At 63.8% G+C, this 24,842-nt stretch carries 21 protein-coding genes; 12 read left to right on the top strand and 9 right to left on the bottom strand.

The genetic code is table 11. The annotated features are described in order from the left end of the window. The first annotated feature begins 65 nt into the window (after positions 1 to 65). The 3 genes from EA795_RS12915 (at position 66) to tal (ending at position 3,633) form a co-directional block, all read left to right on the top strand. A complete protein-coding gene (locus EA795_RS12915; RefSeq protein ID WP_014852536.1) occupies positions 66 to 1,166 on the top strand; it encodes a polysaccharide biosynthesis/export family protein in 1,101 nt (366 codons plus the stop codon). A 263-nt stretch (positions 1,167 to 1,429) separates the two neighbouring features. Then, positions 1,430 to 2,440, top strand: coding sequence for a tRNA dihydrouridine(20/20a) synthase DusA (gene dusA / locus EA795_RS12910; RefSeq protein ID WP_122077724.1), 1,011 nt, complete (start codon positions 1,430 to 1,432; stop codon positions 2,438 to 2,440). 260 nt (positions 2,441 to 2,700) lie between these two features. Further along, on the top strand, positions 2,701 to 3,633 hold the full coding sequence (tal, locus tag EA795_RS12905; protein ID WP_122077722.1) for a transaldolase: 933 nt from the start codon (positions 2,701 to 2,703) through the stop codon (positions 3,631 to 3,633). A gap of 13 nt (positions 3,634 to 3,646) precedes the next feature. Here the strand turns inward: tal and rssC are convergent, their stop codons facing one another. Together rssC and rssB are read right to left on the bottom strand one after the other, a co-directional pair. Further along, positions 3,647 to 4,129, bottom strand: coding sequence for an anti-sigma factor antagonist RssC (gene rssC, locus EA795_RS12900; protein ID WP_014852533.1), 483 nt, complete (start codon positions 4,127 to 4,129; stop codon positions 3,647 to 3,649). Continuing rightward, positions 4,126 to 5,310, bottom strand: coding sequence for a two-component system response regulator RssB (gene rssB, locus EA795_RS12895; protein ID WP_058076019.1), 1,185 nt, complete (start codon positions 5,308 to 5,310; stop codon positions 4,126 to 4,128). The genes rssC and rssB overlap by 4 nt, the downstream gene beginning before the upstream one ends. Before the next feature lie 205 nt (positions 5,311 to 5,515). On the opposite strand from rssB, the gene EA795_RS12890 reads away from it, so the two are divergent. After that, complete coding sequence (locus tag EA795_RS12890) at positions 5,516 to 5,815, top strand: PilZ domain-containing protein (protein WP_058076020.1); 300 nt, start codon at positions 5,516 to 5,518, stop codon at positions 5,813 to 5,815. A 198-nt stretch (positions 5,816 to 6,013) separates the two neighbouring features. Here the strand turns inward: EA795_RS12890 and EA795_RS12885 are convergent, their stop codons facing one another. After that, positions 6,014 to 6,712, bottom strand: a complete 699-nt coding sequence (locus EA795_RS12885) for an MlaA family lipoprotein (RefSeq protein ID WP_122077720.1) — start codon at positions 6,710 to 6,712, stop codon at positions 6,014 to 6,016. Between the two features lie 192 nt (positions 6,713 to 6,904). On the opposite strand from EA795_RS12885, the gene EA795_RS12880 reads away from it, so the two are divergent. After that, positions 6,905 to 7,171: a DUF4404 family protein gene (locus EA795_RS12880; RefSeq protein WP_014852529.1), complete on the top strand. Its 267-nt coding sequence runs from the start codon at positions 6,905 to 6,907 to the stop codon at positions 7,169 to 7,171. A 73-nt stretch (positions 7,172 to 7,244) separates the two neighbouring features. Here the strand turns inward: EA795_RS12880 and queF are convergent, their stop codons facing one another. The 5 genes from queF to EA795_RS12855 all read right to left on the bottom strand — a co-directional run bounded on the left by queF (position 7,245) and on the right by EA795_RS12855 (position 15,547). Beyond that, the gene (gene queF, locus EA795_RS12875; protein WP_122077718.1) at positions 7,245 to 8,075 is read right to left on the bottom strand and encodes an NADPH-dependent 7-cyano-7-deazaguanine reductase QueF; all 831 of its coding nucleotides are present in this window, start codon (positions 8,073 to 8,075) and stop codon (positions 7,245 to 7,247) included. Positions 8,076 to 8,456: 381 nt separating this feature from the next. Beyond that, positions 8,457 to 9,236: an ABC transporter permease gene (locus EA795_RS12870; protein WP_014852527.1), complete on the bottom strand. Its 780-nt coding sequence runs from the start codon at positions 9,234 to 9,236 to the stop codon at positions 8,457 to 8,459. Then, positions 9,233 to 10,165, bottom strand: a complete 933-nt coding sequence (locus tag EA795_RS12865; RefSeq protein WP_014852526.1) for an ABC transporter ATP-binding protein — start codon at positions 10,163 to 10,165, stop codon at positions 9,233 to 9,235. Before EA795_RS12865 ends, EA795_RS12870 begins: the two co-directional genes overlap by 4 nt. Positions 10,166 to 10,446: 281 nt before the next feature. Then, a complete protein-coding gene (locus EA795_RS12860) occupies positions 10,447 to 15,294 on the bottom strand; it encodes an NAD-glutamate dehydrogenase (RefSeq protein ID WP_122077716.1) in 4,848 nt (1,615 codons plus the stop codon). A 73-nt stretch (positions 15,295 to 15,367) separates the two neighbouring features. Then, positions 15,368 to 15,547, bottom strand: a complete 180-nt coding sequence (locus tag EA795_RS12855) for a hypothetical protein (protein WP_043942570.1) — start codon at positions 15,545 to 15,547, stop codon at positions 15,368 to 15,370. A gap of 31 nt (positions 15,548 to 15,578) precedes the next feature. Between EA795_RS12855 and EA795_RS12850 the strand changes: the two genes are divergently transcribed. The 7 genes from EA795_RS12850 (at position 15,579) to EA795_RS12820 (ending at position 23,000) form a co-directional block, all read left to right on the top strand. After that, positions 15,579 to 16,538, top strand: a complete 960-nt coding sequence (locus EA795_RS12850) for an AAA family ATPase (RefSeq protein WP_014852524.1) — start codon at positions 15,579 to 15,581, stop codon at positions 16,536 to 16,538. Then, positions 16,538 to 17,491: a DUF58 domain-containing protein gene (locus EA795_RS12845; RefSeq protein WP_014852523.1), complete on the top strand. Its 954-nt coding sequence runs from the start codon at positions 16,538 to 16,540 to the stop codon at positions 17,489 to 17,491. The genes EA795_RS12850 and EA795_RS12845 overlap by 1 nt, the downstream gene beginning before the upstream one ends. Continuing rightward, positions 17,488 to 17,979 (top strand): DUF4381 domain-containing protein, encoded by a 492-nt coding sequence (locus tag EA795_RS12840; protein WP_122077714.1) that lies wholly within the window; start codon positions 17,488 to 17,490, stop codon positions 17,977 to 17,979. The genes EA795_RS12845 and EA795_RS12840 overlap by 4 nt, the downstream gene beginning before the upstream one ends. Further along, positions 17,972 to 18,988: a vWA domain-containing protein gene (locus tag EA795_RS12835; protein WP_058076028.1), complete on the top strand. Its 1,017-nt coding sequence runs from the start codon at positions 17,972 to 17,974 to the stop codon at positions 18,986 to 18,988. Before EA795_RS12840 ends, EA795_RS12835 begins: the two co-directional genes overlap by 8 nt. Continuing rightward, positions 18,985 to 20,691, top strand: a complete 1,707-nt coding sequence (locus EA795_RS12830; protein WP_122077712.1) for a VWA domain-containing protein — start codon at positions 18,985 to 18,987, stop codon at positions 20,689 to 20,691. The genes EA795_RS12835 and EA795_RS12830 overlap by 4 nt, the downstream gene beginning before the upstream one ends. Beyond that, complete coding sequence (locus EA795_RS12825) at positions 20,688 to 22,322, top strand: BatD family protein (RefSeq protein ID WP_122077710.1); 1,635 nt, start codon at positions 20,688 to 20,690, stop codon at positions 22,320 to 22,322. Before EA795_RS12830 ends, EA795_RS12825 begins: the two co-directional genes overlap by 4 nt. Before the next feature lie 99 nt (positions 22,323 to 22,421). Then, a complete protein-coding gene (locus EA795_RS12820; protein WP_014852518.1) occupies positions 22,422 to 23,000 on the top strand; it encodes an ANTAR domain-containing response regulator in 579 nt (192 codons plus the stop codon). Positions 23,001 to 23,067: 67 nt separating this feature from the next. Here the strand turns inward: EA795_RS12820 and EA795_RS12815 are convergent, their stop codons facing one another. Next, complete coding sequence (locus tag EA795_RS12815; RefSeq protein WP_240645014.1) at positions 23,068 to 24,813, bottom strand: putative bifunctional diguanylate cyclase/phosphodiesterase; 1,746 nt, start codon at positions 24,811 to 24,813, stop codon at positions 23,068 to 23,070. Positions 24,814 to 24,842 lie beyond the last annotated feature (29 nt).

The following is a 24,842-nucleotide window of genomic DNA, read 5'->3' as shown; positions in this document are numbered from 1 at the left end:
AGAACAGTGAATTCAGTCGTTTCACCCCGTGAAAAACAACTACTCCGTCAAGGATGAAATCACCTATGAAACCAGCACTCGCTCTCGCTTTTTCTTCCCTGCTGATTCTCCAGGGATGCGCATTCGCTCCTGGCCAGTATCTGGATCCCGATGAATTCGAGGAAGGCGCGAAAACCGAAAACGGCAACGTCCAGCTCCTGCGGATAACCCCCGAAATGCTCAAGGGCGACGTGGTGTCGGACATGGGCACCGCAAGCAAGCAGGAACTGCTCGACTTCAAACCCACCGCCTACCGCATCGGCGCCAACGACCTGCTCTACATCACCGTCTGGGATCACCCTGAACTGACCGCTCCGTCCGGTCCTCAGCAGCAGCTCGACGCCAACGGCCGCCTGGTACGGCCCGACGGTACGCTGTTCTATCCCTACATCGGCAACGTCAACGCAGCCGGCCTGACCATCGAGGAACTGCGCGCGACCATCGCGCGGCGCCTGGCCAACTACATCGACACCCCGCAGGTGGATGTCAGCCTGCTGCGTTTCGGCAGCCAGCGTATCGTGCTCTCCGGGGCCTTCAACACCGCAGGCGAAGTGCCGGTCACCACCGCTCCCATGACTATCGTGCAAGCCATAGGTCAGGCCAGCGTCGACACCGAGAACGCCGACCTCACCAGCCTGACCCTCAAGCGCGATGGCCGCGAGTACCTGCTGAACCTCGATGACCTGAACCGTCCTGACTCCTGGCTGCATCAGGTCTACCTGAAGGACGGCGACCAGCTGCACCTGCCCTACAACGATCAGAAGAAGGTGTATGTTCTGGGCGAAGTCACCCTACCCCAGGCCATGACCTTCAAGACCACCAGCCTCAATCTGATGGATGCGATCGGCTCGGCCGGCGGCATCCGCCAGGAAACAGCCGATGGCGAAGCGGTCTACGTGATCCGCGGTGCCGAGAACATCGCTACGGAAACAGCCAAGGTGTTCCAGCTGAATGCCAAGTCACCGACGGCCTTCGCGCTGGCCAAGCACTTCCCGCTGCAGCCGCAGGACGTGGTGTTCGTCGGGCCGGCCAATATCACCCGCTGGAACCGCTTCATCAGCCAGCTGTTGCCGTCGGCCAGCATCGTCGGCACCGGTGCCGCAGCGGATTACAACCTGAGCCGTTAAGCGAAGGCGTAACGGGCTGACGAAAACCGTTTGCCGACGCATGCAAGAGGCCGTTCGACCGCAAGGTTGAACGGCCTCTTCATTTCTGGCTGTCTTGCAGAAGGAGCACTCACAGCCTTGAGGTTTGCTGTGTTTTGGAGGCCCGCCCTCGATATGAAGCGCTGAGCGGATCGGCAAATCGCGCCTGCGTTCGTCGCGTGCCGGCAACTGGCAGCGCTGATCGAATACAATGCCGCCCCTTGCTGTAGACCCAGATATCGAACATGCAACCGCAAAGCCAACCGCACGCCGCCATCAGGCGCCTCTCGCCCTCCCGCCGCTTCAGCGTGGCGCCGATGATGGACTGGACAGATCGCCACTGTCGCTACTTTCTGCGCCAGCTCTCCGGCCATGCCCTGCTCTATACCGAGATGGTGACCACGGGCGCGCTGATCAATGGCGATGCTGCGCGCTTTCTGCGCCACGACGAGGCCGAGCACCCGCTGGCGCTGCAACTGGGCGGCAGCGTGCCGGCGGACCTGGCGGCCTGCGCGAGAATGGCCGAGGCGGCTGGCTACGACGAGGTGAACCTCAACGTCGGCTGCCCCAGCGACCGTGTGCAGAACAACCTGATCGGCGCCTGCCTGATGGCACATCCCGCACTGGTGGCCGACTGCGTGAAAGCGATGCGCGACGCCGTGGGCATCGACGTGACGGTCAAGCATCGTATCGGCATCAATGGTCGCGACAGCTATGCCGAACTCTGCGATTTCGTCGGCCAGGTGCAGGAAGCCGGTTGCCGCAGCTTCACCGTGCATGCGCGCATTGCCATCCTCGAAGGGCTGTCGCCGAAACAGAACCGCGAAGTGCCACCGCTGCGCTATGACATCGCCGCGCAGCTGAAGCGGGACTTTCCCCATCTTGAGATCATTCTCAATGGTGGCATCAAGACGCTCGAGGAATGCCGCGAGCATCTACGGACCTTCGATGGGGTGATGCTCGGACGCGAGGCCTACCACAACCCCTACCTGCTCGCGCAGGTCGACCAGCAGCTGTTCGGCAGCGATTCCCCGGTGATCAGCCGGGCCGATGCCTTGCGAGCCATGCGCCCTTACATCGAGCGGCATCTGGCAGACGGCGGCGCGATGCACCACATCACCCGCCATGTGCTCGGGCTGGGCCAGGGTTTCCCTGGCGCGAGACGTTTTCGCCAGCTGCTTTCGGTGGATATCCACAAGACCCAGACGCCGCTCGCCCTGCTCGACCAGGCTATCGAGCTGCTCGAAGGTCGTTGATGGGGACCCTCTCGCCAACGGGGAGAAGGAGCGTTTGCTCGGCCTCAACGTTCTTGAAACCGGCCCGCGTCGACAACCATGCGGACCTGAAAGGGATGCGGCGAATGCAATGACACACCCAGCCAGAAGCATTTGATACGAGCCAGGGAACACCGGGCGCAGTTTCGGTTCCTATCCCTGTCCGCACCCGTCCCCTTCACCCGTTGAGCGGGCAGACTGGCTCGGGTAAGGTCATGTCACTCACCGGACAGAGCGCTCTCATGACTTCCAAGCTGGAACAACTCAAGCAATTCACCACCGTCGTCGCCGACACCGGCGATCTGGACGCCATCGCCCGGCTCAAGCCCATCGATGCCACCACCAACCCTTCGCTGCTGCTCAAGGCCGCCGGCATGCCCCGCTATACGGAGCATCTGAACGCGGCGATGTCGCGCTGCCAAGGCGATATCGGACTGGCCTGCGATCTCTTCGCGGTAGCGGTCGGCCAGGAGGTGCTCAAGCTGATACCGGGCCGCATCTCCACCGAAGTCGATGCACGACTGTCCTTCGACAGCCAGGCGATGATCGAACGTGGCGAGCGGCTGATCGGCCTCTACGCCGAAGCCGGCATCAGCCGTGAACGGGTGCTGATCAAGCTGGCGTCGACCTGGGAAGGCATCCGGGCCGCCGAGCAGTTGGAGAAAGCCGGCATCCAGACCAACCTCACGCTGCTGTTCTCCTTCACCCAGGCGGCCGCCTGCGCCGATGCCGGCGTATTCCTGATCTCACCCTTCGTCGGGCGTATCTACGACTGGTACAAGAAGCACGAAGGCCGCGACTATGTTGGCAGCGAAGACCCCGGCGTGCAGTCGGTCAGCCGAATCTACGACTACTACAAGGCCCATGGCTACGACACGGTGGTGATGGGCGCCAGCTTCCGCAACATCGGCCAGATCGAAGCCCTCGCCGGCTGCGACCGCCTGACCATCAGCCCCGAACTGCTCGGCCAGCTGGGAGAGCAGAAAGGCACACTGGAGCGCCAGCTGTCGCCAGGCCGCACCTCCGAACCACGCGTGCAGATCGACGAGAACAGCTTTCGCTGGGGTCTCAACGAAGATGCCATGGCCACCGAAAAGCTCGCCGAGGGTATCCGTCAGTTCGCGCGTGATCAGGAAAAACTCGAAACGCTGCTCGCGGCTTCTGCAAGTCGCTGACAAGCGTCGGGGATCAGGACCGCTCCAGCGCCGTGACCAGGTCGCGGAAGGCCTCGCGATTGGACTCGTTGAGGCTCATCAGAATCCGATGAGCCTCGAGCACCTTGGCCTTCACGACTTCTTCGGACTGGTCCTGGCTGGGCAGGTCCGCCAGTTGCTCGGGTGACGGCAACGGCTGGTCGACGATATTGAATACCTGATCGAACCCCATCGAGTGCAACAGACGGGTGATATCGGGATGGGTGGTCACCACGGTCGGCAGCAGGCCGACCTTCTGCCGCGACAGGATGGAGAGTTTCGCCAGTAGCCCGAGCGTGGTGCTGTCGATGCTGCGACTCTCGGTCAGGTCGATCACGATGGAGGAGAAATCCAGGGAGGCGAAGATCTTTTCGATCGTCGCATCGAGGGCAGAACAGAGCGTCAGGCGGATCTCACCCACGAACTTCAGTACGAAGGTTCCATCCTGCTCGGCGAACTGGATCTTACCAGTACTCATGCAAGGTTCCTGCTTAGCACCAACAAGGCGATGTCATCGGGCATGTCATGCAGCGCGGCCAGGCCAAATGCGCCACGCAACCCGTCCAGCGTGCCCCCGGCACCAGCCACCAGTTCCGGCAATGCGGACTCCTTGTCTTTGAGTGTGTCGCCGGGCAAAAGGTCCAGAATGCCATCAGACAGCAACGTCAGGCTGAACCGCTCCGGCAGCACCATTTCGAAATCGTCATAGGTCGCGTCAACGAACAGGCCGACCGGCAAGCCGCGGCCTTCGAGATAGCGGGCGCTCTCTCCATCGTAGAGCACCGGCATCGGCAGGTGCCCACCGATACTGTAATGAAGCACGTTGCGCTCCTGATCGATGACGCCGCCGAGCATGGTCACGTGCTTGCCCAGCTTGCAGTTGATCAGCCCGCGGTTGATGTGATCCAGCACCTCGGATGGCTTGAATTCGCGCAGCGTGCCGCCACGGCGCGACTCGTAGAGCAGCCGGGTGGTCATGAACTTGAGCAGTACCGTGACGAAGGCCGAAGAGGCGCCGTGGCCCGAGACGTCCGCCAGGTAGAAACCGATCCGATGCTCGTCGACCCGGAAGTAATCGACGAAATCTCCAGACAGGTACAGCGACGGGATGATCTGGTGCGCGAAATGAAAGTCGTCGGTGGTCCAGGGCGTCACCGGCAGCATGTTCATCTGTACCTGGCGCCCGGCATCCTGGTCTTCCTGAAGCAGATGCAGGCTGGCCTGCAGGTCGCGATTCGCGGTTTCCAGCTGCTCGCGATAGCGGCGGTTCTCCAGCCGTAGACGCGAGCGATCGAGCGCGCGGCGCACCGAGTGCTCCAGCATCGCCAGGTCTTCGAGGGGCTTGATCAGATAGTCGGCGGCGCCCAGGCGCAGGGCTTCCACCGCATCGTTCATCACACCGGCGCCGGACACCACGATCACCGGCAGGTCGTTCTGACGCTCGCTGATCAGCCGGATGAGCTCCAGACCGTCCATCTGCGGCATGCGCAGATCGCAGATCACCAGATCGGGACGCTCGGAATCGAACAGCTCCAATCCTTTCGGTCCGCTGGGTGCCTGCAGAACCCGGAATCCGCTGTCATCCAGATAGGCAGCCAGGCTGGCTCGAACCACATCGTCGTCATCTATGATCAGTAGCGTCGCGCTTGGGCTTTGCATGTTCCTACCAGGCGAATCCGCCAGGATGATTGGCGAAAGCATCGGCTCCGCGCGCGGCGGAGCAAGGGGGTCTTTTCAAGGCGCAGACGGTACTCCCATACGACCGGCGTTTCAAGCCGTGCGCTACCGCTCGGTCCGCGACTTTACAGGGGGATTTGGCGGAGGCTATAAGAACTTGCGAACCCATGGTGCAAAGGACGGGACAATGACCCAGAGCGACCGGAACTACAGCGAAAAACGCGACTTCATTCGGATGCATGTGGACACGCCGATCACCCTCTCCAAGGACGGACAGTCCTTCTCAGGCACATGCCTGGACCTGTCCAGCACCGGCATGCAGGTCGAGGCACCCACCGCCCTGCAACTGGGCGACAGGGTTCGTATCTTCATTCCGTCCGAGCACAAGGAGCTGAAAGGGCTGGATGCCGAAACGGAAGTGGTGCGTGTCGAACCGCTCGACGGTGGCCGCCAGGGCCTTGGACTGGCCATTCTGTCGATGAATTGATTGATGGCTATCGCTTCGCTCAACGCCGTCCTACGGCCCTGATCGCTCCGTCGCTCCACCCTCGACGGGGCGCCGACCCCGAAAACGGTGCCCACGCGGGAGCATGGGCACCAATAGACATCGTGAACTGATGAGCGCTCCCACGCTCCGTTTGGGAGCGCGTCGCCGCAGTGAATGCAGGGCGATTGCCACCGCCTGTCAGAAATCGTCTTCGACCTGACCGTCCCGGGTGCGGAATTCGCGGTTCTGCAGATAGGCGTTGCGAATGAAGATGTATTTGTCGCCGGTGATCATCTTCTCAGCCGAGAGCAGGCTGGCGCGGGTATCGACGACGTCGACGCCAAGGGTGGTATTACGCACCGGAACGTCGTTGATGTAACGATAAGGGCTCAGGAAGCTGTCGCCCACTCGCCCACCGGCATCGCGCAGGGTACTTGGCCCCAACAGCGGCAGTACCACATAGGGACCATTACCCAGCCCCCAGACACCCAGCGTCTGGCCCAGGTCCTCGTCGTTCTTCGGCAGGCCCATGCGAGTCGCCACGTCGAAGAATCCCAGCACGCCGAAAGTGGTGTTGAACAGGATTCGGCTGGTATCGATACCGGCATTGCGGATCTTGCCTTGCAACAAATCGTTGGCCAGCACGACGACATCGCCCAGGTTGCTGAACACGTTGCCGATGCCGGTTTCGATCACGTCCGGCGTGACCTTCTGGTAGCCCTTGGCGAGCGGCTTCAGGCTGTAGGTATCGACCGTATCGTTGAAACGAAACACCGCACGGTTGACCCCTTCCCAGGGATCTTCCTCGGCCGCATGCAGCGGCGACGCACCGAGCGCCACCACGGCCAGCAGGGCGCCCCTAACATAGCCGAACCAATCCGTGTCGATCTTCTGCATCGCTGGTTCCTCTGTTCCGATGAAATATCGCGCCTGCGCGGCCAAGCGCCGCAGTATAAATCCATTCGCTCCGTTCCACAGCCCAGAAACTACCGGCGCTGCCGCTGCCTCTAAGGAACAGACAAGCACGGGTGGCTGGTTTACCCTTGGTGGAAACCAGACGTCATCCCGACAACCACGAGGGGAAGCAATATGGCGGAACATGATCTGCAGTCGCAGCTCGACGAGCTGCGTAATCACCTGGCTCAGGACACGCCTCTGACCGAAGAGGAACGCGCCTCGCTGCAGGCGATTGCCAACGACATCGAGATTCGCCTGGCCAGCCAGGCCGAAGGCGTATCCAACGACTCGCTTGTCGATGGCGTCAACCTCGCCGTCGAGCGCTTCGAAGTCAGCCACCCGAGTACCGCCATGACGCTGCGCAACATCATGCAGACCTTGGCCAATATGGGGATATGAACCGGCGATAGCCGAAAGGGCGCGAAGCCCGGATGGAGCGAGCTCGACAGCTGCCCGCTCCTTCCTCCTTCGCTCACTGCCTGACGAGGCGCCCATTGGCGGCTGTCAACGCCTCGGTGCTGCGGTAAGGATTGATGTCCAGCCCGCCACGACGCACGTAACGCGCATAGACAGTCAGCCGCTCCGGCTGCAGCAGTCGTTGCAGATCGAGAAAGATGCGTTCCACGCACTGCTCGTGGAAGTCCGCATGCTGGCGAAAGCTCACCAGGTAAGCCAGCAGGCTCGCCGGCTCGAGCGCCGCACCGTGATACTCCACCACCACCGAACCCCAGTCTGGCTGACCGGTCACGGGGCAGTTGGATTTCAGCAGATGGCTATGCAGGGTCTCCTCGATCCGACGCCCGAGATCGCAACGCAACAGATCGGCACGCGGCGAATCGTAGTGATCGATGCTCAGATCCAGTTCATCGATGCAGCGTCCCGGCAGCGGCGCGATACCTTCGCGTTCGACTTCCTCCAGGCTGCGCAAGCGAATCCCCACCGGCTTGCCGGCCGCCGCCGAAAGATCGCCACGCATCACGTCGAGCAGGTGCTCCCGACTCTTGAACACCGACTGATTCAGCGAGTTCAGGTAGAGCTTGAAGGATTTCGATTCGATGATGTTCGGTGAATCGGCCGGGATCACGAACTCTCCGATGGCAACGACCGGCTTGCCCGACGGCAGCAGCCAGGACAGCTCGTAGCAGTTCCAGATGTCCACACCCTGATAGGGCAAGGTTTCGGCTGTAACCCCCAGCTCCGCCCATTTCGGCGCGCGTGGAATCGGGAACAGCACCTGCGGGCTGTAGGTAGCGACATAAGCGCTGGATTTCCCCAGCGGCGAGAGTTCAGCGGGATGTTGCATGGACGGGACCTGTACAAAAAATGAGCGCAAGTGTATAGCGCCGGGAGACTTTTTCCCATAAAGCGACGCGCGTTGCGTTATCAGGGTGCGCTGGGTGTTGGGACTTTCGGTGGAAAACGCTGCGCGGTTTTCCACCCTACGGCCCTGACCTTCTGTAGGAGCGAGCGTGCTCGCGATTCGGGCGTAAAGCCAGCCAGCGATCTCTGATGGGGCCCATGCTCCTGCGAGAGCACCATGGAGCGCGGCGCATAGGCCACCTCCCCTCGTGGGAGAGAACCCTGTATGCCTGATGGTGCCCATGCTCCTGCGTGGGCGCCGAACATCAGGTGGTGAAACGATCACTCCCTTCGGAGAGGGCCAGGAGATGAAGCACTGCCTGTATTACTGCCGCATTCCCCGCCCGCTCTTCAGCAACCGGATGGACCACAGGTACATGACCGCCGCCGCTGCCGCCATGAAGGCTATGGCGACTCCGATACGGATGTCGGACACGCCGAGGATGCCGTAACGGAAAGCATTGACCATGTGCAGGATCGGGTTGCCCAGCGACAGCGTCTGCCAGAACGGTGACAGCAGGCTGATCGAATAGAACACTCCACCCAGATAGGTCAGCGGCGTCAGCACGAAGGTCGGGATGATCGAGATGTCATCGAAATTCCGCGCGAACACTGCGTTGATGAAACCGCCGAAAGCGAAGATGGTCGCCGTCAGCGTGATCACCAGCAGCGTCACGCCCAGGTGATGAACCTGCAGGTCGGTGAAGAACATCGACAGCAACGTGACGATGAAGGCCACCGCCAGCCCGCGCGTGATGCCGCCTAGGGCGAAGCCGATGAGGATCACGTGGGGCGACACTGGCGACACCAGCAGCTCCTCGACCGAGCGCTGGAACTTGCTGCTGAAGAAGCTCGAGACCACGTTGCTGTACGAGTTGGTGATCACCGCCATCATGATCAGCCCCGGCACGATGTAGTCCATGTAGCTGAACCCGCCCATCTCGCCGATTCGCGCGCCGATCAGATTTCCGAAGATGACGAAGTACAGCACCATGGTGATCGCCGGCGGTAGCAGCGTCTGCGGCCAGATGCGGGTATAGCGGCGAATTTCACGCTGGGTGATGGTCTGCAGTGCCACCAGATTGGAGCGAAGTTCCTCGTTCATTGGGGCACCTTCGGCAGGTTGTTTTCCACCATCGAGACGAACAGCTCCTCCAGCCGGTTGGTCTTGTTGCGCAAACTCAGCACCTCGATGCCCTGCGCCGCCAGCAGGCGGAACAACTCGGTCACGCCCTGCTCCTTCTCCACCTGCACCTCGAGGGTGTGGTGGTCGATCAGCCGCGCCGGGTAATGGCCCAGCTCCGGTGGCACCAGCTGCGATTCCTTCAGGTCGAGCAGGAAGGTCTCGACGTGTAACTGCTTGAGCAGCTCGCGCATGCTGGTGTTCTTGACGATTCGGCCGTGGTCGATGATGCCGATGTTGCGGCACAGCTGCTCGGCCTCTTCGAGGTAATGTGTGGTGAGGATGATGGTGATGCCTTCCCGGTTCAGTTCCGTCAGGAAGGACCACATCGAACGGCGCAGCTCAATGTCCACGCCCGCGGTGGGTTCGTCGAGAATCAGCAGGCGCGGCTGATGGATCAGCGCACGGGCGATCATCAGGCGCCGCTTCATGCCACCCGAAAGCATCCGCGAGGACACGTCGCGCTTGTCCCACAGACCGAGCTGGTTGAGATAGCGCTCGGCGCGCTCCTTGGCGACTTTCGCCGGGATGCCGTAGTAGCCGGCCTGGGTCACCAGAATGTCGAAGGCCTTCTCGAACTGGTTGAAGTTGAACTCCTGCGGCACCACCCCGAGACAACGCTTGAGCCCCGAGGGGTCGCGATCCAGGTCGTGGCCGAACACGTTCACCGTGCCGCCGGTCTTGTTCACCAGCGTGGAAAGAATGCCGATGGTGGTGGACTTGCCGGCACCATTGGGGCCCAGCAGTGCGTAGAAGTCGCCCTCGGCCACGTCCAGATCGATGCCTTTCAGCGCCTCGAAGCCGTTACCGTAAACCTTGGTCAACTGTCTGATCGACAGAGCGGTAGTCATAAGAAAATGCACGCAACACGAGAAAGATCATCTAGATGAGGGCGGTACCGGCCAATTGCAAGCTGCCCCGGCACGCGCCTGGTAAAAGCTTCGCGCCGGGGGCGGCGCTCCCACAGGATCAAGGCCACACCGTACCGTTCGTGGGAGCCGCGCCCTCGCGGCGAATGCAGGCGACAGCCTGCCCGTAAAGCCAAAAGCTTCGCACCGGGGACCGCGCTCCCACAGATCAACAGCACACCGCACCGCTTTCGTGGGAGCCGCACCCTCGCGGCGAAAGGCGCTCAGCTCTTCGCCGCGCCCTGCGCCAGATCCTGCAGCTCACGGCTGGCCACCGCATACATCGTGTAATCGGCAACGCTGGTGGTACGCAGCTCGGCGAGCATGGTTCGCCAGCGTTCGACCTGATACTGCCGCTGCGCCAGCCAGGCATCGGCGCGCGCATCGAGCTCTTCGGGCCCACCGTCCATCTGCAACACCGAAACGGTGATGGCTCGCTGCTGATTGTCCAGATCGTCGCGGAAGCCTTCGCGTGCCAGCGCCTGCCAGTTGCTTTCCACCGGCAGCGCGGTCAGTTGCTGCAGGTACCAGGGCAGTTCCAGCGCACCACCGACGGCGAAATAGGCGGCCGCCACCTGCGCTGGCGATTGCCCTGTTTCGTCGGCCGCCTCCAGAATCGGCAGCAGCGTGTAGAGGTGGCTGGTACCGGCAACCATTCGCGCCAGCAGTTCCGGCACACCGGCCTCGGTGTAGCGCTGATAGCGCGTTTGCCACAGCTCGCGCGTGCCGCCCTGCAGGAGAGAGTCGAGCTTCAGCCCGAGTGCGGCGACCCGCGGGCCGAAGTGCCCCACGTCACGAGCCGCATCGAGTTCGTTACGGCGATTGCGCAGGAACCAGCGTGTCGCGCGGCGGCCCAGGCGTATCAGCTCGCCCATCAGCTTCAACTGCAATTCGGCCGGCACCTTGTAATCCAACGCCTCGACCTGCCGGAACCAGTGCGGCAGATGGAAGATATCGCGAACGATCACATAGGCGCCGGCGACGTTGGCGGCGCTCATTCCAGTGGCTTCGCACAGTCGCTGGACGAAGGTGATGCCCATGTTGTTGACCAGGTCGTTGGCGATCTGGGTACTGATGATTTCCCGGTTCAGACGGTGTTGCAGCATAGATTCGCGGTATCGCTCGGCGAGCAGTTGCGGAAAGGCCGTCTCCATGTCGCGCGCCAGGTAAGCGTCGTCAGGTACCCGCGAGGCCAACAGTGCCTCCTTGAGTTCGATCTTGCTGTAGGAAATCAGCACCGACAGCTCGGCACGGGTCAGGCCCTTGCCCAGGTTGGCACGCTCGCTGAGCGCTTCATCGGTGGGCAGGAATTCCAGTGCCCGATCCAGCAGCCCGCCTGCTTCCAGCGCACCGATCAGGCGTTTGTACTCGCCGCTGCGCTGCGCCGCACGATCCTCGGCCAGGGACAGCGCCTGGGTCTGTTTGTAGTTGTCATGCAGTACCAACTCGGCGACGGCATCGGTCATCTCGAACAGCAGCTGGTCACGCTGCTTGCCGGTCATGTCGCCGGCGGCCACCACCTCGTTGAGCAGGATCTTGATATTGACCTCGTGGTCGGAGCAGTTCACCCCGCCGGCGTTGTCGATGAAATCGGTGTTGCTGGCGCCGCCGTGCAGGCCGTATTCGACCCGTCCCAGCTGCGTCATCCCCAGGTTGCCGCCCTCGCCCACGACCCTGGCGCGCAGCTCGCTGCCATTGACCCGCACCGCGTCGTTGGCCTTGTCGCCGACATCGGCATGGCTTTCCATCACGCTCTTCACGTAGGTGCCGATGCCGCCGTTCCAGAGCAGATCCACCGGCGCCTTGAGCAGCGCGTGGATCAGTTCGGCCGGCGTCAGCTGGTCCGCTTCGATGGCAAAGCGCTGTTTCATCTGCCGCGTGATGGCGATGCGTTTTGCCGAACGGGCGAACACACCGCCGCCCTCGGAGATCAGCGAGCTGTCGTAATCGGCCCAGGACGAACGCGGCAACTCAAACAGGCGCTTGCGCTCGATGAAGCTGCGCGCGGCATCCGGCTCCGGGTCGATGAAGATGTGCAAGTGGTTGAACGCGGCGACCAGCTGCAGCGTCTCGGACATCAGCAGGCCGTTGCCGAATACGTCGCCGGCCATGTCGCCGATACCGATCACGCTGACGTTGTCGCGCTGCACGTCGATGCCCCGCTCGCGAAAGTGCCGCTGCACCGACACCCAGGCCCCGCGGGCGGTGATGCCCATCTTCTTGTGGTCATAGCCGGCCGAGCCGCCGGAGGCGAAGGCATCGCCGAGCCAGAAGTCGTACTGGCCGGCAATTTCATTGGCGATATCGGAGAAGGTCGCGGTGCCCTTGTCCGCCGCCACGACCAGATAAGGATCGTCGCCGTCATAGCGCTGCACCTGGGCCGGCGGCACGACCTTGCCCTCCTTGAGGTTGTCGGTGATGTCGAGCAGGCCGCTGATGAAAACCCGGTAACAGGCGATCCCTTCGGCGAACACTTCGTCACGCGAGCCGCCGCTCGGCAGGCGGCGCGGGACGAAACCGCCCTTGGCCCCGCCCGGAACGATGATCGCATTCTTGACCTGTTGCGCCTTGACCAGACCCAGCACTTCGGTGCGGTAATCCTCTTCGCGATCCGACCAGCGCAGCCCACCGCGGGCGACCTTGCCGCCACGCAGGTGAACGCCCTCCACTCGCGGCGAATAGACGAAAATCTCATACATCGGCACCGGCCGCGGCATTTCCGGGATCGAGCGCGGATCGAGCTTGAAGCTGAAGTAGCTCTTGGCCTTGCCATCGGCGTCGGCCTGATAGAAGTTGGTGCGCAGGGTCGCCTTGATCAGCGCCAGATAGCGCCTGAGAATTCGGTCCTCGTTGAGCACCGCGACCTCGTCCAGCGCACTCAGGATCGCCTGTTCGAGGCGCTGCTGCTTGTCCGCCAGGTCTTCCTCGCCCAGCTTGCGCGCCAGGTAGAAGCGGGTCTTGAACAGGCGCACCAGCTCGCGCGCGATATCGGTGTGATTGAGCAGCGCGCTGGCGATATAGCCCAGGTCGAAGCCCATGCGAATCTGCTTGAGGTAGCGCCCGTAGGCCCGCAGCAACGCCACCTCACGCCAGGTCAGGCCGGCCGTGAGCACCAGGCGGTTGAAGGCATCGTTCTCGGCCGCGCCGGTATGAATCTGGATGAAGGCATCCTGCAGCGGCTCGTTGATTTCCAGCAGGTCGATTTCCAGCCCCTCGGCATAGGTGAAGGCGAAATCGTGAATCCAGTATTCCCGCCCTTCCTTGCTTCGCAGACGGAACGGAAACTCGCCCAGCACGCGCAGGCCCAGGTTCTCCAGGATCGGCAGCATGTCCGACAGCGGCAGTGGCCGATCGGCATGGTAGAGCTTGCAATGCAGGCGGTTTTCCATCGCGGTGACCGGCTGGTAGAAGCTCATTACCAGGGGTTGCTCATCGCTCAGGCTGAGGATGTGCTGCATGTCCACCGCCGCCGAATGCGCGGTGAAACGCTCGCGATAACCGGCGGGAAAGCCTTTCGGAAAGTCGCTCAGGATCGCCGTGCCGCGGGCTTCGCCGAAGCGCTCGTTGACCAGGCTCGAATAATCGTCCTGCCAGGTGCGGCAGGCTTGGATGATTTCCTGCTCCAGCTGCGCCGCATCGATCTGCAGTGGCCGGGCGGGATCCAGGCGCAGCAGGAACTGCACACGGTTGAGCACCGACTCGGAAAAGTAGGTGGAGAATTCGCAGCCGCTGGCCCCGAGGCGATCGACCAGCACCTGCTGGATGCGCAGGCGCGTCTCGGTCGAGTAACTGTCGCGCGGGACATAGACCAGGCAATAGCAGAAGCGGCCGTAGGGATCGATCCGCAGGAACAGCCGCAGCTTGTTGCGCTCCTGGATCTGCACGATGGCGATGGCGGTATCGAACAGCTGGTCGAGGGACATCTGGAACAGCTCGTCGCGGGGCAGCACCTCCAGTACCTGGACCAGTTCCTTGCCCAGGTGTGCCGACTCGTCGAAGCCCGAACGCCGAACCACCTCCGCCACCTTGCTGCGGATATAGGGAATCCGCCGCACGCTCTGGGTATAGACCGAGGAGGTGAAGAGGCCGAGAAAACGACACTCCTTGACCACCCTGCCCTGGTCATCCATCACCCGCAGCGATACGTAATCCGGATAGGCCGGCCGGTGCACGCGGCTCGGCGTCGCCGCCTTGGCGAAGGACAGCAGCAAGGGCTCGCGCAGGTAAGCCAGGGCTTGGGGCATGATCAGCTGATCGGCCTCGCACAGCCCGGTGCGCAGATGGCGCGACAGGCCCAGCAACGAGGCCTCGTCATAAAGAATGCGACCGCCGTCGGCCTGCTGCGTCACGCTGAACTCTTCGTAGCCGAGGAAGGTGAAATGATCGTCGGCCAGCCAGCGCATGAAATCGGTGATTTCCGCCAGCTGTCCTTCGTCCGTGTGCTGCAGGTTGCCCAGCCAGGCATGCAGCTGCTCCGCCTTGTCTTTCATGGCAGCGAAGTCATCGACGATCAGGCGCACATCGGCGAGCACCCCCAGCAGCGATTGCTCCAATTCGCGCATGGCGGCGGCACTGGCGCAGCGGTCGATCTCGATGAAGATCAGCGATTCGGCACTACTGTCCTCGGTGCTTTCCCCCTTGGTCAGCAACTCCAGCAGGCCGCCTTCGGTATCGCGCCGCACCTGCAACACGCTGTTCTGCAGGGTATGGATGCTGTAGCCGCGGCGCGTCAATTCCATGCGCACCGAATCGACCAGGAACGGCATGTCCGGGTGCAATACCTCGAGCACGCTATGGGTCGACTGCCAGCCGTGCTTTTCGTAGTCCGGGTTGAATACCTGCACCTTGGGCGCGGCCGGGTCGAAACGCTCCAGCAGGCGCCAACTGGCCAGGGTGGAGCCGACCAGGTCGGACATGCGTCGTTCGGTGAGTTCGGAAAGTGCGACGATGCCGAAGAACTGTTCGGCGAAGCGCCTTACCTGTGGCAGAAGAGACTCGTCGACGTGCTGTGCCAGGGCTGCTTGCAGTTGCTGCTGGAAGTCGGCTTTGCTGGCCGCTGTAAAGAACGCCATCTTGTACTCCACTGGGCTTGCTGGGTGAGAATGGACTCGATAGTGACTGGCGCCACACCTCGTAGGTTCAAGGTTAGTCTAGACGGCCATCGATGCAGTAAAGTGGCGCCTCCAGCAGGCTATCGAAAACGCAGGCGGGGTCGGCAGGCATTGCCAGCGCAGGTCGTTTTCGAACGGCCTGCCAGCTCGGCTCGGACATGCCGTTCTTCGCATCGACGAGGCGCTTGCCGACCGTCGCACGCTGCTGAAACACCCCGCCGCTTCTCTCTGGAAGACTCGATACGATGGAACACCGTGAAGCCATAATCGCCCTGCGCCAGATGCTTTCCACCCAGATCCTGGGCCAGGATCGCCTGATCGAACGCTTGCTGATCGCCCTGCTGGCGGACGGCCACATGCTGGTCGAAGGTGCGCCCGGCCTGGCCAAGACGCGCGCGATCAAGGAGCTGGCTGGCGGCGTGGAGGCCGAGTTCCACCGCATCCAGTTCACCCCCGACCTGCTGCCCGCCGACATCACCGGTACGGAGATCTACCGCCCCGAGACCGGCAGCTTCGTCTTCCAGCAGGGGCCGATCTTCCACAATCTGGTGCTGGCCGACGAGATCAACCGGGCGCCGGCCAAGGTCCAGTCGGCGCTGCTGGAAGCCATGGCCGAGCGCCAGGTCAGCATCGGTCGCAGTACCTATGAGCTGTCACCCCTGTTCCTGGTGATGGCCACGCAGAACCCCATCGAGCAGGAAGGCACCTACCCGCTCCCCGAGGCGCAGCTGGACCGCTTTCTCCTGCACGTGAAGCTCGGCTTCCCCGATGCCTCGGTGGAGCGCCGCATCCTGCAACAGGCCCGGGGCGAAGCCATCAATGGCGAAAGCACACCGGAGCATCGCGTCAGCCAGCAGGCCATCTTCGCCGCACGCAAGGAAATTCTCGGCCTGTACATGGCCGATGCGGTGGAGGAATACCTGGTGCAGCTGGTGATGGCCACCCGCACGCCCGCCAAGTTCGATAGCGACCTGGCCGAGTGGATCGCCTACGGCGCCAGCCCGCGCGGCACCATTTCCCTGGACCGTTGCGCCCGTGCCCATGCCTGGCTGGCCGGGCGCGACTTCGTCAGCCCCGAAGACATCCAGGCGATGTTCTTCGACGTGCTGCGCCATCGCCTGATTCTCTCCTTCGAGGCGGAAGCGGCCGGCATCGATCAGGATCGGGTCCTGCAACGCATCCTCGACGTGGTGGCGGTGGCCTGATGCAAGCCGCCCGCGAGGAGCTGCGCGAGGAAGCGCCCGGCATCCGGGTGACGCTCGCCGAGCTGATCGACATTCGCCACCGGGTGCGCGAGGTTCCACTGTTCTCCACGCCGCACCGGCGCAGCCCACTGGTGGGCCTGCATCATTCCAGGCTGCGCGGGCGTGGCATCGACTTCGACCAGGTGCGCATCTATCAGCCCGGCGACGATGTTCGCACCATCGACTGGCGCGTCACCGCGCGTACCCAGGAACCGCACACCAAACTGTTCCATGAAGAGCGCGAGCGACCCATCTACCTGTTGGTCGAGCAGAGCCAGCACCTGTTCTTCGGCAGCGGCCTGAATTTCAAGTCGGTGCTGGCTGCCCAGGCAGCCAGCCTGGTCGGCTGGGCCGCGCTGGCCCACAACGACCGGGTGGGCGGGCTGGTCTTCGGCAACGGCGAACATCATGAGATCAAGCCGCGACGCAGCAAGCAGAGCCTGCTGCAGCTACTCGACCGCCTGGTGCGCGTCAACCGCCATCTCGATGGCCAGCAAAGAGTCGATCCGGACGCCTTCGGTCTCGCCCTGCGTCGTGCCCGTGAAGTGCTGCGTCCCGGCAGCCTGGCGGTGATCCTCTGCGACGAGCGCACCCTGAGCGAAGCCGCCGAACAACAACTGAGCCTGCTGGGACGGCATGTCGATCTGTTGCTGATGCCCGTCTTCGATCCGCTCGATCGCGCCCTGCCCGCCGCCGGCCTGCTGCGCTTCGCCCAATACGGCGCGCGTCTGGAACTCGACACCCGGGACGCCGGCATTCGCCAGGCCTATCGCCAGCTCGGCGAGGCCCGCATGGCGCGCTGGCAACGTCTTGCCGACCGCCTTCGCGTCATCCTGATGCCGCTCAACACGCAGTACGAGCTGGTGGCCCAGTTGCGCGAATACCTCAGCGCCAAGCCGGAGGGCCGTCGATGAACCCGCTGAACGAGCTGGCGCCTTTGATTGCTCCTGCCCCGGTATCCTGGTGGCCGCCTGCGCCGGGCTGGTGGTTTCTCGCCGCCGGGTTGCTGGGCTGCCTGTTGCTGTGGCGAATCAAGCCCTGGCGGCGCCAACGCCAGGACAACTCCGTGGCCGAGGCCCCTCTCGAACCGCAACGGCAGATCGCCCTCGACGAGCTGGCGCAACTGAGCAAACCCTATGATGGCCAGCCGGCCAACCAGTGGCTGCAACAGCTCAATGCCCTGCTCAAGCGCCTGTGCCGCATCCGCTATCCCGAGGCCCAGTCGCATACCCTCAGCGGACGCGCCTGGCTGGCCTTTCTGGACAACCGCTGTCCCGCCGCGGGCCTGACCCGCTGGATGGTACTGGTCGAAGGCGTCTATCGCGCCGAATGCCGGCTCGACGACAAGGCCATCCAGGGCCTGGAGCAGGCGGTCGATATCTGGATTCGCAAGCATGTTTGAGCTGGCCTGGCCCTGGGTTTTCCTGCTGCTACCCCTGCCCTGGTTGCTGCGTCGGCTGCTGCCGCCTGCCGACAGTGGCGACGCCGCGCTCAAGATCGCCTTCCTGGCGGAACTGGAAACCCTCGCCGGGCGCCGTGCCCGTGCCGTGTTGCCCGGCTGGCGCCAGCAACTGCCTTATCTGGTCGTCTGGTTGCTGCTGCTGTTCGCCGCCGCGCGCCCCGAGTGGCTCGGCGAACCCCTGCCGGTGCCCAGCAGCGGTCGGGACCTGCTACTGGCCGTGGATGTCTCGGGCTCCATGGACTATCCCGACATGCAATGGGAAGGTGAAGAAATCACGCGCCTGACGCTGGTCAAGCATCTGCTCGGCGACTTCATCAGCGAGCGGCGCGGTGATCGGGTCGGCCTGATCCTGTTCGGCAGCAAGGCCTACCTGCAGGCGCCGCTGACGTTCGACCGACAGACCGTGCGCACCTGGCTGGAAGAAGCGGTAGTGGGCATCGCCGGTAGCGAAACCGCCATCGGCGATGCCATCGGCCTGGCCGTCAAGCGTCTGCGCGAGCGGCCTGCCGAAAGCCGCGTGCTGGTGCTGATCACCGACGGTGCCAACAACGGAGGCGAAGTCGAGCCATTGCTGGCCGCACGCCTGGCCGCCGAGGAAAACGTCAAGATCCACACCATCGGCATCGGCGCCGATGCACAGGCAGGCGGGCTGCTGGGCCAGTTCGGCTTCAACCCCAGCCTGGATCTGGACGAAACCACCTTGAGGGCCATCGCCGAGCAGACCGGCGGACAGTATTTTCGCGCCCGCAGCAGCGAGGAACTGGAAGCCATCAACGACACCCTCGACCAGCTCGAGCCGGCGGCACAGAAACTGACCCAGGCCCGCCTGGCCGAGGCCCTGTACGTCTGGCCGCTATCGGCCGCCTTGCTGATCAGCCTGCTGCTGGTGGTGGCGCGGCTCTGGCACACCCAGCTGCAGCACGTCTGGAACTGGAAGCAGCGCCCATGATGGATATCTGGCCTCACCTGCTGCGTCCGTTCTGGCTACTGATCCTGCCGCTGCCACTGTGGCTGCTGTGGCACCTCTGGCATCGCCAGCGCCAGCAGGGAAGCTGGCAGCGCCTGCTTCCCGTCGCCTTCCACGACACGCTGCTGACCGGCGGTCGCGTTCGCAACAGCCGGCTGCCCTGGCTGGCGCTGGGCGGCGCATGGCTGCTCACATGGCTCGCCCTGCTCGGGCCAAGCTGGCAGCAGCTGGAACAACCGAGCCTGAAACGCGCCGCGCCGCTGGTGGTGCTGCTGGAAATGACACCCGCGATGCTCGCCGGCGACTTGCAACCGACCCGCCTGGAACATGCCCGGCACAAGGTGCTCGACCTGCTGCGATTGCGCCAGGATGCACAGACCGCCGTGGTGGTTTTCGCCGGCAGCGCCCACACGCTGGTGCCGCTGTCCGATGACCTGGCCACGACCGAGAACCTGCTCGATGCGATCAGGCCGGAACTGATGCCCGAGGACGGCCATCGTGCCGACCTCGCCGTGGCCCAGGCGCTCGCGCTGCTCGAGCAAGGCGCTCAGGGGCGCGGCCAGTTACTGTTGATCGGCAGTACGCTGGCCGCTGAAGAGCAAGCCGGCATCGCCTCGCTGCTGGCCGGCAGTGGCTGGCGCCTGTCGATACTCGGGATCGGCACCGAACAGGGCGCCCCCATCGCGCAACAGGGCGGCGGCTTTCTCAAGGATCCGCAGGGTGCCATCCTGATTCCGCAACTGGACGCCAAGGGGCTGCAGCGCTTCGCCAACGAGCTGGGCGGACGCTACCAGTCTGCGAGCCTGGACGATGCCGACCTGCTGGCGCTGGGCCTGCACGAGACGGGTAATGCCGCGACCCAGGCCAGCGAAGCCACGCAGTTGAGCGTCTGGCTCGACCAGGGCCACTGGCTGTTGTTGCCGCTACTGGTGCTGGCTGCCTGCGCCGCACGGCGTGGCTGGCTATTCTGCCTGCCGCTGCTGTTGCTGGTTCCGCCGCCGGCCCAGGCATTCGAATTCGACGATCTCTGGCTACGCCCCGATCAGCAGGGCCAGCGACTATTGGAGGCACAGCGCCCCACCGACGCAGCGCAACGCTTCGAGAATCCTCGCTGGCAGGGTTTCGCCCACTATCAGGCCGGCAACTACGCCGCTGCCGCGGAGCTGTTCGCCAAGGGCGATAGCGCTGCCGATCACTACAATCGCGGCAATGCGCTGGTTCACAGCGACAAGTTGGAGGAAGCCATCGAAGCCTACGATCAGGCGCTGGAACTGCAGCCGGATCTCGACGCTGCGCGACAGAACCGGGCCATCGCCGAGGCGCTACTGCGGCAACGCCAAACGGAACAGAACGATGAGACTCAGCAGGCGCCTGAAGAGAGCTCCCAACCCGAGCAGAGCGACCCCGCCACCGCTCCCCCCTCTTCCAATTCCAGTGCCGCACAGAGCCAGCCGACGGAAGGTGAAGGCGAGCAGTCGGAGCAGAATGCGTCGGCCCCTCCAGTAGTGGAACCTCAGCCCGGCGAGGATCCGGGCGTTCCGGCTCCGCCTGAGCAGGTGCCGACCCTCACCGAGCAACAGCAGGCCACCGACCAATGGCTGAGGCAGATACCGGACGATCCGGGTGAACTGCTGCGACGCAAATTCCTTCTCGAACAACGCAAGCGCCAGGAAACGAACCGATGATGCGCCTGACCGCTGTCTTTCTCCTGCTTCTGCTCGGCTGTCCGGCGAATGCCGCCGAGCTGCTCGCCCGTGTCGACCGCACACAGCTCAGCCTCGGCGAGACCGTCGAGCTGACGCTGGAAACACAGGGCGCCACCTTCTTCGGCAAGCCCGACATGCAACCGCTCCAGGAGCTGTTCGAGGTATCCGCGACCCGCCAGGTGAACCAGCTTTCCAGCGTCGGCGGCGAAGCCGTCGCCCTTACCCGCTGGCAGGTCACCCTGCAGCCGCGGCAAACCGGCTATGTGGTGGTTCCGCCGCTGCGGCTGGGCGACCTGCAAAGCCAGCCCATCACCCTGCAGGTGCAGGAAGCCGGCACCCCGGAGGCCGGTGACAGGCTGGCACCGATATTCATCGACGCCAGTCTCGACCGCGATCGCGTCTACGTGCAGGCCCAGGTGATCCTGACTCTGCGCATCTACCACTCGGTTTCGCTGTACGACGACAGCACCCTGTCGCCCTTGCAGATTTCCGATGCGCTGGTCGAACAGCTCGGCACCTGGCGCACCTATGAAAAGGACATCAACGGCATACGCCATGGCGTCATCGAGATCCGCTATGCACTGTTCCCGCAGAAAAGCGGCCAGCTGAGCATCCCCAGCCAGCTGTTCAGCGCCACCACGGCTGTCGCCTCCAACGGCGACTATCTGCCGTTCGGCTCGCGCTTCGGCAGATCGACCCAGGTCAAGTCGCCCTCCATTCCGCTGGAGGTTCTCCCCAAGCCCGCCGACTATCCCGCCGATGTTCCCTGGCTGCCTGCGGCCAGCATGACGCTGGTCGAAGCCTGGAGCCCCGAGCCCGATCAGGTGCGCGCGGGCGACTCGCTGACCCGCAGCCTGCTGCTCAAGGCCGATGGCCTTTCCAGCACCCAGCTGCCACCGATCATCGCCGCCTCCGTTGCCGGCCTGCGCAGCTATCCAGACCAGCCCAGCCTGGCCAACGAAGCGACCGCCTCCGGCCTGACCGGTAGCCGCGAACAGCGCGAAGCCCTGATCGCGACACAGTCGGGCGAAATCCAGCTTCCGGCCATCGCAATCACCTGGTGGAACACCCGGGAAGATCGCCTGGAGCACACCGAACTCGCCGCACGCACCCTTCATGTCGCTGAAAACCCCGAGCTTCAGCAGGGCCCGGCGCAAGCCCCGACGGCTTCCGCCGTCACTGTCGAAGGGCCACTTCTGTGGCCCTGGCAGCTGAGCAGCCTGGTACTGGCCATGACCACCCTGCTGGGTTTTGCGCTGTGGCTTTACGCACGTCGCCAGCCTGCGGTGCTGCGAACCTTACAGGCCGGCCCGACGCCACGCAGCCTGCTCGATGATCTCAAGCGCGCCTGCCAGGCCAACGACAGCCAGGCGACACGTCAGGCCCTCGATGCCTGGGCGCGCCAGCAACCGGAAACCCTGGCGGACATGGCGGCCCGTTTCGTGCCTCTTTCCGATGCCCTGGATGGGCTCAACGGCAACCTGTACAGCGAAACCGGCCAGCGCTGGCAAGGCGAAGCACTGTGGCAGGCGATCCGGGACCTGCCACCCCTCCCGGCTGCAAGTCAGGAACAGGATTCGAGCGCATTGCCGCCGCTGTATCCACGCTAGGTGCCGGCGGCCTGGCATACGGCTTGCTTCGGACAGTTCCATTCGGAGCGCTCGGCGCGACGAACGACTCTGCCGAACCCGCACGCGAGAGAGCACGCCATGCTTCGTACTTTCCTGATCGACGACATGCCGGCGAACGCCGGTCGCCTCAGAAGCGCATTGGTAGAGGCTGGCTTCGAAGTCATCGAGCAAGCCGGGCCTTGCCCCGATCTGGCCGAGCAGATCGAGACCGCACGCCCCCAGGTGATACTGATCGAAAGCGATTCCCCCAGCCGCTCCACGCTGGCGACTCTGGATCGGCTTAGCCGAGGCCAGCCACGGCCCATCGTGCTGTTCACCAATGACGACGCTCCCGAAGCCATGCGCAGAGCCCTCCAGGCCGGTGTCAGCGGCTATATCGTCGAGGGCATCCAGGCGCACCGGCTCAAGCCCATCCTGGAGGTGGCCATGGAGCGTTTCAAACAGGACAGCGCCCTGCGCGCCGACCTCCAGGCGCGCGATCAGCAGCTGGCCGAACGCAAGCGCATCGAACTGGCCAAGGGCATCCTGATGAAAATGCGCGACTGCCAGGAACAGGAGGCCTATGCGCTGATGCGCCGCCAGGCCATGAGCCGGCAACAGAAGCTGATCCAGGTAGCCGAGCAGATCATCACGATGAACGACCTGCTCGCGGGTTAGGGTGCGCCAAAGCAAGGCACGCCAAATCGTTCTGCGCCTTTTTGAGCCATCCCGCGACTTGGATCATTCAGGCTGAGCGGCTCGCCAGCCAGCTCTCCAACTCTGCAGACGGCAAGGGCGCAGAGAACAGATATCCCTGCCCCACCTGATAACCCAGCTGCATCAGGATGCGCCGCTGCGCCTCGGTCTCGATCCCTTCGGCCACTACCGACAGCTGCAGGCTCTCGCCGAGATGCAGCACGGCATCGCTTAGGGTGCGGCTGGCGCCGTCGTGCTCCAGGTCGAAGACGAAGCTGCGATCCAGCTTGAGTTCCTGCACCGGCAGGCGATGCAGGTGGCTCAGGCTGGAAAAGCCGGTGCCGAAATCGTCCATCGACAGCAGGACGCCCAGTTCGTGGACCTCGCGCAAGATCTTCAGGAACGCCGGGGTGGTGTCCATCAACACGCTTTCGGTGATCTCCAGCATCAGCTCGCCGGGCCGAAGTCCATGTTGCGCGAGCATGTGGGCAATAGTCGCCGGCAACCCGGGGTCATGGAAGTTGGAGGGCGACAGGTTGATCGATATCGCCGGGACCGCCAGTCCTCGGCGGCGCCAGTCGGCCAGTTGGCGGCAGGCCTCGCGCAATACCCAGCGCCCGAGCGCGTCGATCAGCCCGCACTGCTCCGCCAGGACGACGAAGCGGGCGGGCGAGATGTCGCCCAGGCGCGGATGAGACCAGCGCGCCAGCGCCTCCACCCCACGCAGCCGGCCATCGCTGAAGCAGACCTGCGGCTGGTAGTGCAGGCGCAGCTGATTCCGCTCGATGGCGATTCGCAGGTCCTCTTCCAGCGACAGCTCCAGGGCCGAGCGTTGCAGTTCCTCGCTGAAGAAGCAGAAGCGACCCAGCCCGCAGGTCTTCGCTCGCTGCATGGCCATGTCGGCGCGGTGGACCAGCGTATCGACATCCAGCCCATCGCCGGGAAACAGGCTGATTCCCAGGCAGGCCGACAAGCCGAACGGGACACCGGCAATCCGGCAGGGCTTGCCCAGGGCCATCAGCAGGCAGCGCGCCGAGGCGGCAGCCTGCTCGGCATCGCACCCCGGCAGCACCAGCGCGAATTCGTCTGCCGACAGATGGGCGACGATATCGCAGAAACGCCGGCCTTCCCCGAGACGCCGGGCGACCAGGCGCAGCAGTTCATCGCCACCGGGCTGGCCGAGGGAATGATTGATCCGCTGGAAACGGTCGAGGTCGACGACCAGCACGGCGAGCGGGCTCCGATCGCGCTGCGCCTTGGCGATGGCCTGCCCGGCGCGGGCCTGTAGCAGGCGGCGGTTGGGCAAGCCGGTCAGGTCGTCATGAAACGTCAGCCGCTCGATGCGGGTGCGGCTTTCCTCCCGTTCCAGAGCCAAGGCGCAGAACGGAACGCAGGCATCGATCAGGCTCCGGTGCAGCGCGCTGGGCATGGCCGCCTCCTGCGGCTGTATCACCAGCATGGCCAGCACCCGGCCGTCGCCGGAGCGTACCGGAGCGGCCCAGAAACGCTTCGCGCACGGTGCTACGCCGGTGTCGTGCAGGCACTCCTGCGTCGCGCCCGCCGTATCGGCCAATACCGCGTCGTCTGCGTTGCCGCACAGGCTGTCGAGGGCCAGCCCCTCCAGCCCCTGGACTTGCCCGGCCAGCGGACGCAACGCACCTTGCTGGTCGACACGCAGGATGGAGGCCATCGCATCCGGGGCAATGCATTCGATTTCCTGGCAGATCAGAGTCGCCTGCTCCGCCAGGGACGCCGTGCTCAGCAGGCTGGCAAGCACCTTTTGGGTCAGGACCATGAGTTCATGTGCACTTGGCATAAGAGGTT

This window comes from Stutzerimonas nitrititolerans (genome assembly GCF_003696285.1).
GTDB lineage: Bacteria > Pseudomonadota > Gammaproteobacteria > Pseudomonadales > Pseudomonadaceae > Stutzerimonas > Stutzerimonas nitrititolerans.
The sequence above is the reverse complement of the archived record's forward strand: the minus strand, read 5'-3'. Positions and strand labels throughout refer to the sequence as shown.